We start from the raw sequence: 13181 nt of genomic DNA, 5'->3' as shown, positions 1-13181 counted from the left end.
ACTTTCAGGCGAGCGCCCTGGCCTGCTCAATCAGCCTGAGTACCTCGACCGGCCCGGCCGGATCCACGGGGAGCGGCAAAGCGGAGGCGGCACCGCCGTCGGCGATCTTCTCGCCAAGGATCCGGTAGAACTCCTGGTAGGCGCCGCGCTCGGTGGGTACCGAGGTCCGCACGCCGTCGATTTCCAGGGTGCCGTAGTGGTGCGGATCGTCGACGCCGTAGGCGCCGTCTGTGGGCAGCCCGCCCGCCAGGATGAATGGTTCCTGGGGATCGATCCCGAACTTCACGAAGCCGCCCTTGCTGCCCAGGAGGCGGAAGCGCGGAGCGTGAAGCTGGCTGTTGACGTTCATGGCGACGTGGCTGGTCACACCGGAGGCGTGCTTTAGAACCAGGAAGACGTCGTCGTCGGCTTTTTCTTGCGGCCGGCGCGCCAGGATTTCAGCGTGGATAACTTCGGCGGGACCGAACATTTGCACGGCCAGGTCCAGCAGATGGGTTCCCAGATCGAAGAGCAGCCCACCGCCGTCGTCGGCCGTGGCGCCGGCCTTCCACGCCTTGCTGATTTCGGGCGCCCACCGCTCCATTGAAGCCTCGCAGCGCATGACCTCGCCCAGCGTCCCGGCGTCGAGCAGCTTCTTCACCGTGAGGGCGTCGCCGTCCCAGCGGCGGTTTTGGTAGACGGTAAGCACGCGGCCCAACCTCGTGGCCAGCTCGATCAGCTCCTGCCCCTGCGCGCTGCTCACGGCGAATGGCTTGTCCACCACGACGTCGACCCCGGCTTCCAGCGCGGCCTTCGCGAGCGGATGATGGGTCGCGGGTGGCGTGCCGAGCACCACGAGGTCCAGCTCCCCGGCAAGCGCGAGGACGTCTTCCGGACTGTCCACGATCCTCGTGCCCGGATACCGCTCCTGGGCTTTGGCCTTGCGGCCCGCGTCCGAAGTGGCGATGACGTCGAGGGAATACGCGGGATTGGCTGCGATGAACGGCGCGTGAAAGACGCTGCCGGAAAGGCCATAGCCGACGACGGCGGTGCGGATCGGTGTGAGGGTCATGCCGCTACGCTACCGGGCCAAGATACCCCTGCGTAGCTTATGTCAGCAGTCTTTCAGCAGGCGCGTAACGAGCTCGCGCCACGACGCCGCCAAGCGCTCCGGCGCGACTCCGTGGGCGCGAAGGGAATGGAGCATGCGCTCGGGATCCAGGGTGGCACCGAGGGAAAGAGCCAGAAGCCAAGGATCGCGGTCAAGGCCCGCTTCCCGCAGCAGCATCTCGATGTGCCGATGCCACAACACGACCGGCGGGGCGTCGTGCCGGTTTTGCGGTGAATGCTCCGCCGCGGCGCGGGCCAGCTCGCCGTGTTCTTCGACATATTTGATGCGCGCTTCGCCGAAGGCAATGAGGCGTTCAAGTGGGGGCGCTCCGGGACCCAGCGGGGACGGACCGAAGATGAACTCGCGCTGGAATTCCGCTTCGGCGTCGCTCAGGAGGGTCATCATGAGTCCTGCCCTGCTGCCGAAACGGCGGAAAACCGTCCCCTTCCCGACGTCGGCCCGGCACGCGAGCATGTCCATGGTGACGGCGTCCACGCCATGTTCGGCCACGAGATCCCTGGCAGCTTGAAGGAGCCGTTCGCGGTTACGCGCGGCGTCGCTGCGCTCCGGCTGCGTCCCGAAAGGCAATCCGGGCCGGATGGGGATGAGGCTCACAAAAACATTCTAGCCTTGGGAATATTAATCGGACCGCAGTCCGTTTAGAATCTACGAAGGCAGCAGAAGCCTCCAAAACCGAGCGCCTGCGGCACCGTCCGCGGCCAGACCCAAGGAGTTCCCATGTCCAAGAACACCGTCCTCGCCCTTGTTGGCAGCCTCCGCGCCGATTCCCACAACCGTAAGCTCGCCGAAGCCATCCAGCTCAACGCCCCGGAAAATGTCGAAGTACAGATCCACGGCTCTCTCGGCAACATCCCGTTCTACAACGAAGACATCGACGTCGAAGGTCAGGTTCCGGCCGAAGCCGCCGCCCTCCGCGCTGCCGCCGCCGCAGCCGACGCCATCCTGCTCGTCACGCCGGAACACAACGGCACCATGCCGGCATCCCTCAAGAACGCCATTGACTGGCTGTCCCGCCCGTTCGGCGCCGGTGCGCTGGCAGGCAAGCCGACCGCCGTCGTCGGTACCGCTTTTGGCCAGTTCGGTGGCGTCTGGGCGCAGGACGAGGCCCGCAAGGCAGCCGGCATCGCCGGCGCCAAGGTCCTCGAGGAAGTCAAGCTCGCCGTTCCGGGCTCCATGATCCGCTTCGCCGAGCTGCACCCGAAGGACGACGCCGAAGTTGTTGAGCAGATCAAGGGCATCTTCGAGCCGCTGACCGCCTTCCAGGAAGCCGAAGTAGCAGCCTAGTCCCTGCGGTTCACCCCGCGCGCCGCGAGAATGCCCCTGTCCCGCCGTTGAGGCGTGGGCGGGGGCATTCTTTGTCGATACGATGGCGGCATGGCCGACTACAACCGCCATCCCGACGTCGACGCCTACCTTGAGGCCCTCCCGGACTGGCAACAAGCCATCGCCGAGCAACTACGCGACCTCATCCATGAAGCCGAGCCTGAAATCGTCGAAACGATCAAGCGCCGCACACGACCATACTTCGTCCTCGACGGCAACGTCTGCGCATTGCTCGCGGCCAAGGACCACATCAACCTATTCCTTTACGACGGCGCAATTGTCCCCGACCCGGACAACATCATCACATCGGGGCACGGCAACAAGACCGCCCGAATGATCACCTTCCACGAGCACGAGCTGATTCCGCGGGCATCACTCGTCACCATGCTGCGGCAGATCGCGGCGAACAACCGCGCCGGCGGCTGGCGGAAGATCAAGGGAACAGACTAGCCGGAACGCCCCTTCGAAGCGGTAGCAAGGCGTCACCGCACCGCTACCATTCCGTGACTGAGCTGAGGCCGAACCGTCATGGACGGAGCGGCCCACACCCGGGCGGCCAGCCGTAACGTTGAGTTACAGGCACCAGGGATGATCAGGGCAGGAGCGGGGGCTGTCATGCGGGTCAGACGCGGCGTGGAATGCACGACGGCGGCGGTCGCCGCGCTGTGCCTATCCCTCGCGCTCTGCCTGGCCGGCTGCGCCTCCCCCGGCAGCGGCGATCCCGGCGGGTCACCCTCCGCACAACCGGCCTCGCCTGGTTTTGTCCAGGCGACGGAGGAGCCGGTAACCGGGCCGATTCCCATGCCCCTCCCGGCTCCTCCTCCGTATATCAATCCGTCACCGCCGGCATCGATTCCAACCAAGGCGAGCCCGCAGGCACCCGTAGCCGGGCCGGTTCCCACGCCCCTCCCAACCGCCGGCGGCGAATCGACTGGAACCACTGTGTATTTCGTGGCAATCGGTGACGGCGGCAGCCGCGGGGTGCGGTTCGGCTGTGACGACAGCCTCGTGGGTGTCCCCATCACTGCCCCTCCCGAGGGCGACCCGCTGGCCGTGGCAATGGGGCAACTGCTGGCGCCCGATGGAACCGCGTCGCGGGCAGGTTTGTACAACGCGCTCTCGGGCTCTGCGCTGCGCTACGTTTCGGGCTACCTCGACGGCACCACCGCCGTCGTGAACCTGAGCGGGTCACTTCGCCCTGGAGGCGTGTGCGACAACCCGCGGATCGAAACTCAGCTGGCGCAGACTGCGGTGGCGGCTACGGGAGCATCCCAGGCCGCGATCTACATCGACGGGAACACCCTGGCAGACGTCCTGAGTTTGCGCTGAGGTGGCCGGTCACTCGAATAGCGCGTCCATGTCTGCATAGCTCCGGGTTCCGGCGAGGCCCGACCAGTTTCCATCGCCAAGAACTTCCATGGCCAGCCTGGAGACCTTCGCGTAGGCGGCCCTGGCCGTGCTGCCGCCAATGCTGATTCGCCGCACACCGACGTCGTGCAATTCTCCGGGCGACGGCGAACCCAAGCCGGCCAGAGCATTGAGCGGTACGCCGATCCGCCGGGAGAGTTCGTGCAGAATATGGAGGTCTGTCAACCCCGGCACGAATATTCCGTCCGCCCCGGCCCGCTGATAGGCATCCGCACGGTGCAGCGTTTCCTCGTATGCGGTGTCCGGAAACTTTCCAGACCAATAAGTGTCCGTACGCGCATTGATGAACAGTCCGACGCCCGCATCCTCGGCCGTCTGTCTGATCAGGGTGATGCGCCTGGACTGTTCGGCGATCTCGCTCAGCGGTCGGTCCGCTGAGTCCTCGATGTTAATCCCGACGGCGCCCGCGTCCAGCACCGCTCGAACCGTGGCCTGGAGTTCTTCGTCAGTACGCCCGTATCCGGTCTCGATGTCCGCAGTTACCGGCAAGCGGGTGGCCCTTGCAATCCGCGACAGTGCTTCCATCGCGAGTTGGCGCGGAAGGTGGTCCCCGTCCCGGTACCCCAGACTCCAGGAGACTGCCGAGCTTGAGGTCGCCACCGCCGTCGCTCCCGCTTCCTCGACCATCCGCGCAGATGCCGCATCCCACGCATTCACCAGGACCAACGGCGCATGCGGCGCGGCATGGAGCTCGTGAAAGCGGAGGGCCTTGGACTCTAGTTCGGGATGCATCGTCATTGCTCTATTCCAGCCTTCCTGCGCCCGGACGTAAAGCGCTTCGCACCGCGAATCCCGAAATTGGGATGAAACATCCGTTGCTCAATTGGCAACTCCGGGGAGTATCCTTTCAATGTGACCCACGAAACATTGGACGCCGGGCCGGAGTTGCCCGCGGAAGCAATCGACGCAATAGAGCGAGCAGCAACTGCCGCCCACCGCCACGAGGAACTTTTCTCGGAGCGCGCCGCCAACATCAAGCAGTCCGCCGTGCGTGACGTCTTCGACATTTCAATGCGGCCCGGACTCGTGTCCCTCGCCGGCGGAAATCCCTACCTGCAGTCCCTGCCCCTCGAGAAGCTCGGCCAGACAGCCGCTCGCATCATCGCGGAAGAAGGCATGACGGCGCTGCAGTATGGCGGCGGTCAAGGCACCGAGGAACTGCGTACCCAGATTTGCGAGATCATGGCGGCGGAGGGCATCCTGGACGCCCGGCCGGAGAACGTGGTGATCACCGCCGGTTCCCAGTCCGCCCAGGACGTGGCCACAAAGGTATTCTGCAACCCGGGCGACGTCGTCCTCGTGGAAAACCCCACCTACGTGGGCGCACTGAACACCTTCGAGGCGTACCAGGTCCAAGTTGAGACGGTGGACATGGACGACGACGGCCTGGTCCCGGAGCTCCTGGAAGCCAAGATCGCGGCGCTTCAGGCCGAGGGCAAGTCCATCAAGTTCCTCTACACGATCCCCAACTTCAACAACCCCTCCGGCATCACACTTGCTCCGGCGAGGCGTCAGCGCATCGTCGATATATGCCGCAGTGCGAATATCCTGGTCCTTGAGGACAACCCCTACGGTCTTTTGCGCTTCGACGGCAACCCGTTGGAACCAATGCGGGCCGCGAATGAGCATGACGTCATCTACATGGGCTCGTTCTCCAAGATCTTTGCCCCGGGACTGCGAATCGGATGGGCGCTTGTGCCCGAGCACCTGCAGCGGCGCTTCTACCTGGCCTCGGAAGCCGTGACCTTGTGCCCTCCCACCCTGAACCAGATGATCATCTCGGCATATCTTCGGGACTACGACTGGCGCGGCCAGATTGACACCTACCGTGCCCTGTACGAGGAACGCTGCAATGCCCTACTCGTGGCGTTGGAGGAGCACATGCCTTCCGGCCTCAGCTGGACCAAGCCCGAGGGTGGCTTCTTCGTCTGGGTCACCCTGCCCGACGGCGTCGACACGTATCCGCTGCTCAAGAAGGCAATCGAGGCAGGGGTCGTGTTCATCCCCGGCGCGGCGTTCACGCACTCTGACGAACCATCCAACAAACTGAGGTTGGCTTTCAGCGCAGTGCCACCGGAGTCCATCGCCGAAGGCGTCCGCCGATTGGCGCCGGTTTTGCAAGAAGCCATTGATGTCATCAGCAAAGGAGCAGTTATATGAGCGGAATAGTCCTCGTCGGAGTCGACGGCAGCGTAACAGCAAGGCGGGCCGCCGACTCGGCAAAGAATTTGGCAGCCGCACTGGGCGCGGAACTGCGCGTCATCACCGCTTTTGAAGGCGCCCACGTGGAGGTCGTCGAAAGCGGAGGCGACAAATGGATTCTCTCCGACGCCGACGCCGCGGAGAAGGTAGCCAGCAAAGTAGCCGCGGAACTCGCCTCCGACCAGTTGACCACAAGCTATGGAGCCGTCTTCGGCAAAGCCGGAGAGGCCCTGGTCAAGGAAGCCGAACGTGTGGGTGCCAAAGTGATCGTGGTGGGCAACCGCCGCATGCAGGGACTGGCCAGGGTTCTCGGCAGCGTTGCCAACACGGTGGCGCACAAAGCGCCGTGCGACGTTTACATCGCCAAGACGGACGAACCTTAAGCGACTCCCCGACCCCGGGACTTTGACGGGGATCACGCGTTGTGGTGGGCGGTCTCACCCCGATTTTGGCCGTGCGGCTGGGATGCCGCCGATAAAATTGAGGTGGCCCCCAAGGGCGCGAGCCGCCCATCACAACAACCCGTAGGGGATCCCTTTTGCTTACTCTGCAGCCGCGCCAACGCGTCGGACACGACATTCTGCTCGCCCGCCATGGCAACCACATCAGCTCCATGCGCTTCGACCGGGCAAATGACCGCATCGTGGCACTTCTCGACGACGGCTCAGTAGACAGCGCTCCGAATATGATCTCCCCGCTGCTCCAGATGCCGGAGACGTTCCGCAGCGTCCTTCGCTCGGACTGGAAATTGTTGCTTGTGGTTGCTTCCGCGATGCTCGCCGTCGGAGCCCTGGCCATGGTGTTGTCATTTGGAATGATCGGCAGCATGAGCGACCAGCAACTGCGCGACCTTGCGCTCAGCTACACGTCCTACTAGCTCAGCCAACCGCGCAGGACCCACCAAAGTCCTGCGATGACCACCCCGCCGAACAACGATCCGGCGATGACCTGGCCGCGGGTATGGTCCCGAAGGACGACGCGGGACCAGCCGACGGCCGGAACCAGAATCAGTAGCGGCAACCATGCCGGCCCGAACATGAGAGCCACTATGACTGCGGCCGCGGAAATTGCCGAGGCATGACCGCTGATCTTCCACACGAGGCTGACTGCGGCCAACACCGTGATGCCGCCCATCAGCGCAAGGATCATCGCCGAGACGCTCGTGGGGGCGTGGATGAGATTGAGAACCAACAACCCCACGACCACGGACACGAGCGCAAGCATCAGCAAGGGCGTACGCTCCCTGCGGTCGCTGACGTGGTGGTCCCTGAGTTTGCCGAGCCTCACCATGAGCAGGACGTAGGCCAGCGGCAGCACGCACACAAAGACCGCCCCCAGGACACCGAACCATATCGTCCCCGGGAAACCCGGTTGCACCGCAGGGCTGATGAGCAGCAAGACGGACACGACGGCGGGCGGCTGGAAGACTTCCGTCAGGACCCGGGCAGCGCGGTGCCGTCCCCCAACACCGCGCTGCTCTCCGATGCCGCTCCGCTCAGTCAAGCAGCAGAGCCGGCTCTTCGAGAATGGATGCGACGTCGGCCATGAAGCGTGCGGAGAGATCCCCGTCCACCACCCGGTGATCGAACGAACCGCCAAGCGTTGTGATCCAACGGGGGATGACCTCGCCGTCGAGCACCCAAGGCTTTTGCTTGATGGTGCCGAACGCGACGATTGCCACCTCACCGGGGTTGATGATGGGCGTTCCTGTGTCGATACCGAGGGCGCCGACGTTTGTGATGGTCAGCGAGCCGCCCTGCATCTGCGCGGGCTGGGTCTTGCCCGCGCGTGCCGTACTGGCGAGCTCGTTGAGCGCGAGGGCCAGTTCTTTGAGGGAAAGATCCTGGGCATCCTTGATGTTCGGCACCATGAGCCCTCGCGGCGTAGCTGCGGCAATACCCAGGTTCATGTAGTGCTTGACGTGGATCTCCGCGTTGCCGTTACCATCGGCGTTCTCCACCCAGGTCGCGTTAACGCTCGGGTTGCGTGCCGCGGCCCAAATCACGGCCTTGGAGAGAATCAGCAGCGGCGACACCTTGATGCCCTCAAAGTCCCTGGAGGCCTTGAGTCGCTTGACGAATTCCATCGTGCGGCTGGCATCGACGTCAACGAAGATACTCACATGCGGCGCCGTGAAGGCCGACTCCACCATGGCTTTGGCGGTGGCCTTGCGGACGCCCTTGACGGGGATCCGTTCCACCCGCTGATCCTGCGGTTTCTTGGACGCACCCCAGAACGTGTCTGCTTGGTCTACCTCGGCATCGCGCTGCGACTGGTAGCTGACCAAGTCCTCGCGGGTCACTTCGCCGCGGGCTCCCGTGGGAACGACGTCGGCCAGGTCAATCCCAAGTTCGCGGGCGATCTTGCGCACGGGAGGCTTGGCCAACACCCGGTTGACGAGGCCGCTGACCGTTGCGCCAAGGCCGGTGAGACCCGCCGCCTGGCTTGCGGTTCCCTGGCTTGCGGGCTGCTGTGCGGCAACGGGCGGCAGGGCCGGAGCGCTGGGCTCGACGACGGGTTCCACGGTGGGTTCGACGGCGGCGGGTGCCGTGCCCGGCGCGGCCGCGGCTACAGCGGTAGCGCCTTCCGGGCGCTTACGCGGGCGGCGCTTGACGGCGTCGGCCTTCGGACCGGAGCCAACCAGCGGACCGCCGGCGGGGCCGCCGTCGGACGTTCCGGCGTCGGCGGGCAACTTGCCGTACATCGAGGCTTCGAAGGCCTGTTCGGCTGCGGGCGCGGCGGAGGGTGCCTGTACGGCCGTAGGCGAGGCCGGCGCCGGCGTGGGCTTCAGCACTCCCGGCGCATTGTCTGAAATACCGATAATCGCGGTTCCGACTTCAACCGTGATGCCTTCGGCGACGAGCAATTCCGCAACGGTACCGGCATACGGGGACGGCAATTCCACGAGGGACTTGGCGGTCTCGATCTCGCAGATGACGTCGTTGATGGCCACGGTGTCGCCGGGTTTGACCTTCCAGGAGACGATTTCCGCCTCGGTCAGGCCTTCGCCGACATCCGGCAGGTTGAATTTCTTAAGAGTCACTTAGGTCCTCGATCTCGGCTGGCCCGTCGGCTTGGCGGCGGGTGCAATCAGGGGGGGCTAGTAGGCCAGGGAACGGTCCAGAGCTTCGAGGATCTTGTCGATGTCCGGCAAGTAGTCCTCTTCCACCTTCGCCACGGGATACGGCATGTGGAAACCACCCACGCGGATAACCGGAGCCTCAAGGTGCAGGAAGGCACGCTCACTGATCCGCGCAGCGATCTCGCCGCCGATCCCCCCGAACGTCGGGGCTTCGTGCGCAACGATCAAGCGGCCGGTCTTCTTGACGGAAGCAGTGACGGTGTCGAAGTCGATGGGGGAAATCGAGCGCAGGTCGATCACCTCGATGCTGCGCCCGTCCTCTTCCGCCGCCGCTGCGGCGGCCAGTGCGACCGGTACCAGCGGCCCGTAGGCCACGATTGTCGCGTCGGAACCTCCGCGCAGGACATGCGCCTGGAACGGGTCCGACGCCGGTCCTGGGTTTTCGGTGTCCACCTCGCCCTTGAGCCAGTAGCGGCGCTTGGGCTCGAAGAAGATAACCGGGTCCGTGCAGTCAACGGCCTGCTGGATCATCCAGTAGGCGTCGTGGGCATTGGACGGAGTGATGATGCGCAGCCCGGCCGTGTGGGCGAACAGCGCTTCCGGCGACTCCGAGTGATGTTCGATCGAGCCGATGCCGCCACCATAGGGAATGCGGATGACTACGGGAACAGTCAGCTTGCCGCCGCTGCGGGAGTGCATCTTGGCCAGCTGTGTGGTGATCTGGTTGAAGCCGGGGAAGACAAAGCCATCGAACTGGATTTCGCAGATGGGACGGTAGCCGCGCAGGGCCAGGCCTATGGCGGTGCCGACGATGCCGGACTCAGCCAGCGGGGTATCCACTACCCGGTCTGCGCCGAACTCCTTGATAAGTCCGTCGGTCACCCGATAGACGCCACCCAGCGGCCCGATGTCTTCGCCCATGAGCAAGGACTTCGGATTGTTGGTGAGCGACGCCCGGAGGCCTTCGTTGATGGCCTTGGCAATGGTCATGGTGGTCATCAGTTGCCTGTCCCCTCTTCCTCGTCGCCTTCGAATCCGGCGGAGTATTCCTCGAACCAAGCAAGTTCCTCGGCCACCAGCGGGTGCGGCTCGGCATAGACCCCGGCGAATGACTCGCGGAAGTTCGGGCCCTGCAGACTTTGCGTGGTGCTACGGACATGGGCAGCGAGTTTGTCGCCGTCAACTCTGACTTGCTCAAAGAAAGCCTCGTCGGCCAGGCCCTCGTTGCGGAGGTACTTCTCGAGGCGGTCCAAGGGATCCTTGCCTCGCCATGCGGTTTCTTCGGCGGACTCGCGGTACTTGGTGGGGTCGTCCGCCGTGGTGTGGGCACCAACGCGGTAGGTATATGCCTCGATGAGCACCGGACCGCGGCCTTCGCGGGCGTGTTCAAGCGCCCACTCGGTGACCGCGTGGACCGCCATGACGTCGTTGCCGTCCACCCGGATGCCCGGGAAGCCGTATCCCTTGGCCCGGTTGAACAGCGGAACCTTGGTCTGCACCTCGGTGGGGACCGAGATGGCCCAGTGGTTGTTCTGGCAGAAGAACACCACGGGAGCGTTGTAGGACGCCGCGAAGACCATGGATTCGTGGACGTCGCCTTCGGAACTGGCACCGTCACCGAAGTAGGCCACAACAGCAGCCTTCGGATCGTTGGAACCATTTGCTTCCGCGAGCTTCTGGTCCCGCTGGATTCCCATGGCGTAACCAACGGAATGCAGCGTCTGCGCCGCAAGCACGAGAGTGTAGAGATGGAAGTTGTTCTCGGTGGGATCCCAGCCACCATTCGAAATTCCGCGGAAGAGCTTCAGGAGTTCTGCCAGATCCACATCACGGGTCAATGCAACGCCATGTTCCCGGTATGTGGGGAAGATGTAATCCTGCCGCTGGGTGGCGCGTCCGGAACCGATCTGGGCGGCCTCCTGGCCGGTGAGGGGAACCCAAAGAGCCAGCTCGCCTTGGCGCTGAAGGGCCGTGGCCTCCTGGTCGAAGCGGCGGACCTTGGCCATGTCGGCGTAGAAGCCCCGGAGCTGCTCAGGATCAAGGCGCTTGGCGTAATCAGAGAAGACGGGATCCGTCCCTAGCTTGCCGTCCGGCCCCAGCAGCTGGATCATCTCGGCAGCGGGATCGCTTGAAGCGCCTGCCGCCGGAGACTGCTGATCCAGTCCCGTTCCGTTGATCCCGGGGGTGGGCAGTTTAGTTGCGCCCATTCCGTCTCCTTGCCTGCCGCAGCCCGATGCTGAGCAATATTCGCTGATATATGCCGATTTCGGAATGCATTCCGGAATCGGCATATCTTGGCTTTCGTCCCTTACTTTATCCGCAGTAAGGGACGCAGGGGCATTTGTTAACCGCTAGGAAGGCTGCGGCGCTTTTGTATAGGACGCACAGAGCTCGAGGAATCGGGTATTGGCCTCGACCTCTCCAATGCTGACCCGGACGCCTTCGTTGCCGAAGGCCCGCACGGACAACGCCCGCTCGCCTGCTAGTCCGGCAAATTCGGCGCTATTCTCGCCAAGATTCAGCCACACGAAGTTGCCTTGAGCCTCGGGCACGAACCATCCCAGCTCCCGGAGTCCTGCGGTAACCCGGTCCCGCTCGTCAACCAGGCTTTGTACCCTTTCCACAACTTGGTCGAAATTCTCCAACGAAGTAATGGCGGCGCGTTCGGCAATCTGCGAGACGGCAAACGGCGTGGCAGTGACGCGCAGGTGCTGGGTGAGATCCGGACCGGAAACGCTGTATCCAACGCGCAGCCCCGCAAGGCCGTGAGCCTTGGAAAAGGTGCGGAGGACCACGACATTGGGGTACTTGCGGTACAGCTTGATGCCGTCCACGGCGTTCTCGTTCCTGACGAACTCCTGGTAGGCCTCATCGATAACAACGACGACGCCTGCCGGCACTGACTGGATGAACCGTTCGGTTTCCTCGGCGGTGAGGATGGGGCCCGTGGGGTTGTTTGGCGTGCAAAGCAGAATCACCTTGGTGCGGACGGTCACAGCGGCCGCCATGGCCTCGAGATCGTGGCGTCCGTCGGAAAGCAACGGGATCTGGACACCCTCAGCCCCGGCCACCCCTACGCAGATGGGGTAGGCCTCGAAGGAGCGCCAGGCATAGATAACCTCATCAGCCTTGCCGTCGTGGTTCTGTCCGGCAAAGGTGGAAAGGATCTGATTCAAGGCCCCGAGGCTTCCGGCTCCAGTGACGACGTCGTCAGCGGGGACTCCCAGGAAGTCGGCGAGCGCCGTGCGCAGCTTGGTGGACAAAGGGTCCGGGTACCGGTTGATGTCCGACTGATCAGCGATTGCCTGGAGCACGGCGGGAATCGGGGGTAGCGGGTTTTCATTGGACGACAGTTTGTAACTGGTCAGGCCCTCTATCGCCACGGGAGGCTTGCCTGCAGCATATTTGGGGAGCCTGTCCACAACCGGGCGGGGACGCACGCCCTCCGGTGCGTTGTCAGAAGAATTCATGGCACCAGCCTACTTGCAGGGCTTCGGCCCATGCTGGCGAGCCCTCTGGCCAGTGCATGCGAAGAGCGGCGCAGGGGAAACCCAGCGCATGTGAAAGCATGGGCGTATGGGTTCATTCATTGTGCGTGTCCTGATCAACGGGCTGGCCCTCTGGGTTGCCAGCTGGATTCTGCCCGGGATGGATATTTCCACTTCGGCTACCACCAACGCAGTGAGCAACGCGGGCGTCACACAAGGCGACGACACCTTGGGCCTGGTTCTTGCCTATCTCTTCATAGGGCTCATTTTTGGCATCGTCAATGCCTTTGTGCGGCCGCTGGTCAAGCTGCTCTCCCTTCCGATCACGATCCTCACCCTCGGCCTGTTCACGATTGTCATCAACGCGGCCATGTTGTCCCTGACAGCGTGGCTCAGTAGCTACACGCCGGTACACCTCACCATCGACCGTTTCTTCTGGACCGCAGTTCTCGCCGCGATCATCATCAGCCTGATCTCCATGGTGGCCAGCTGGATTCCGGGCGGTAACAGGCGTTAAGGAGCCTTGCGCCGGAATCTTCGACCCTAT

Annotated in this window: 15 protein-coding genes; 7 read left to right on the top strand and 8 right to left on the bottom strand. The window is 63.8% G+C overall.

Annotated elements, in window-relative coordinates:
- Window positions 1–4: 4 nt before the first annotated feature.
- Together ABH924_RS14225 and ABH924_RS14220 are read right to left on the bottom strand one after the other, a co-directional pair.
- Complete coding sequence (locus ABH924_RS14225; protein WP_404499731.1) at window positions 5–1051, bottom strand: Gfo/Idh/MocA family oxidoreductase; 1047 nt, start codon at window positions 1049–1051, stop codon at window positions 5–7.
- Between the two features lie 42 nt (window positions 1052–1093).
- Window positions 1094–1705, bottom strand: a complete 612-nt coding sequence (locus ABH924_RS14220) for a TetR/AcrR family transcriptional regulator (protein ID WP_404499729.1) — start codon at window positions 1703–1705, stop codon at window positions 1094–1096.
- A 123-nt stretch (window positions 1706–1828) separates the two neighbouring features.
- Between ABH924_RS14220 and ABH924_RS14215 the strand changes: the two genes are divergently transcribed.
- The 3 genes from ABH924_RS14215 (at window position 1829) to ABH924_RS14205 (ending at window position 3763) form a co-directional block, all read left to right on the top strand.
- The gene (locus tag ABH924_RS14215) at window positions 1829–2395 is read left to right on the top strand and encodes an NAD(P)H-dependent oxidoreductase (RefSeq protein WP_404499728.1); all 567 of its coding nucleotides are present in this window, start codon (window positions 1829–1831) and stop codon (window positions 2393–2395) included.
- Between the two features lie 90 nt (window positions 2396–2485).
- The gene (locus tag ABH924_RS14210; RefSeq protein ID WP_404499726.1) at window positions 2486–2884 is read left to right on the top strand and encodes a DUF1801 domain-containing protein; all 399 of its coding nucleotides are present in this window, start codon (window positions 2486–2488) and stop codon (window positions 2882–2884) included.
- 165 nt (window positions 2885–3049) lie between these two features.
- Window positions 3050–3763 (top strand): GerMN domain-containing protein, encoded by a 714-nt coding sequence (locus ABH924_RS14205; protein ID WP_404499724.1) that lies wholly within the window; start codon window positions 3050–3052, stop codon window positions 3761–3763.
- 9 nt (window positions 3764–3772) lie between these two features.
- Here the strand turns inward: ABH924_RS14205 and ABH924_RS14200 are convergent, their stop codons facing one another.
- Complete coding sequence (locus tag ABH924_RS14200) at window positions 3773–4600, bottom strand: isocitrate lyase/phosphoenolpyruvate mutase family protein (RefSeq protein WP_404499722.1); 828 nt, start codon at window positions 4598–4600, stop codon at window positions 3773–3775.
- A 114-nt stretch (window positions 4601–4714) separates the two neighbouring features.
- Here ABH924_RS14200 and ABH924_RS14195 point away from each other — a divergent pair, with 114 nt between their 5' ends.
- The 3 genes from ABH924_RS14195 to ABH924_RS14185 all read left to right on the top strand — a co-directional run bounded on the left by ABH924_RS14195 (window position 4715) and on the right by ABH924_RS14185 (window position 6941).
- Entirely contained in the window at window positions 4715–6022 is a 1308-nt protein-coding gene (locus tag ABH924_RS14195) for a PLP-dependent aminotransferase family protein (RefSeq protein WP_404499720.1), read from the top strand.
- On the top strand, window positions 6019–6447 hold the full coding sequence (locus ABH924_RS14190; protein ID WP_234751811.1) for a universal stress protein: 429 nt from the start codon (window positions 6019–6021) through the stop codon (window positions 6445–6447). The genes ABH924_RS14195 and ABH924_RS14190 overlap by 4 nt, the downstream gene beginning before the upstream one ends.
- Window positions 6448–6602: 155 nt before the next feature.
- Entirely contained in the window at window positions 6603–6941 is a 339-nt protein-coding gene (locus ABH924_RS14185) for a hypothetical protein (RefSeq protein ID WP_234751808.1), read from the top strand.
- On the opposite strand, the gene ABH924_RS14180 is transcribed toward ABH924_RS14185, so the two are convergent.
- The 5 genes from ABH924_RS14180 to ABH924_RS14160 form a co-directional block, all read right to left on the bottom strand.
- Window positions 6938–7567 (bottom strand): phosphatase PAP2 family protein, encoded by a 630-nt coding sequence (locus ABH924_RS14180; RefSeq protein WP_404499717.1) that lies wholly within the window; start codon window positions 7565–7567, stop codon window positions 6938–6940. The genes ABH924_RS14185 and ABH924_RS14180 overlap by 4 nt on opposite strands.
- On the bottom strand, window positions 7560–9107 hold the full coding sequence (locus ABH924_RS14175) for a 2-oxo acid dehydrogenase subunit E2 (RefSeq protein ID WP_404499715.1): 1548 nt from the start codon (window positions 9105–9107) through the stop codon (window positions 7560–7562). Before ABH924_RS14175 ends, ABH924_RS14180 begins: the two co-directional genes overlap by 8 nt.
- Window positions 9108–9164: 57 nt before the next feature.
- Window positions 9165–10145 carry an alpha-ketoacid dehydrogenase subunit beta gene (locus tag ABH924_RS14170; RefSeq protein ID WP_234751802.1) on the bottom strand — a complete coding sequence of 327 codons (981 nt, stop codon included), beginning with the start codon at window positions 10143–10145 and terminating at the stop codon, window positions 9165–9167.
- On the bottom strand, window positions 10145–11353 hold the full coding sequence (pdhA, locus tag ABH924_RS14165; protein ID WP_404499712.1) for a pyruvate dehydrogenase (acetyl-transferring) E1 component subunit alpha: 1209 nt from the start codon (window positions 11351–11353) through the stop codon (window positions 10145–10147). The genes ABH924_RS14170 and pdhA overlap by 1 nt, the downstream gene beginning before the upstream one ends.
- Window positions 11354–11497: 144 nt before the next feature.
- Window positions 11498–12616, bottom strand: coding sequence for a histidinol-phosphate transaminase (locus ABH924_RS14160; protein WP_404499710.1), 1119 nt, complete (start codon window positions 12614–12616; stop codon window positions 11498–11500).
- A gap of 106 nt (window positions 12617–12722) precedes the next feature.
- On the opposite strand from ABH924_RS14160, the gene ABH924_RS14155 reads away from it, so the two are divergent.
- Window positions 12723–13151, top strand: coding sequence for a phage holin family protein (locus tag ABH924_RS14155; protein WP_404499708.1), 429 nt, complete (start codon window positions 12723–12725; stop codon window positions 13149–13151).
- The last annotated feature ends 30 nt before the right edge of the window (window positions 13152–13181 follow it).

The sequence above is a fragment of the Arthrobacter sp. GAS37 genome, assembly GCF_044908325.1.
Lineage (GTDB): Bacteria > Actinomycetota > Actinomycetes > Actinomycetales > Micrococcaceae > Arthrobacter > Arthrobacter ramosus.
This window is presented reverse-complemented; position numbering and strand designations above follow the sequence as displayed.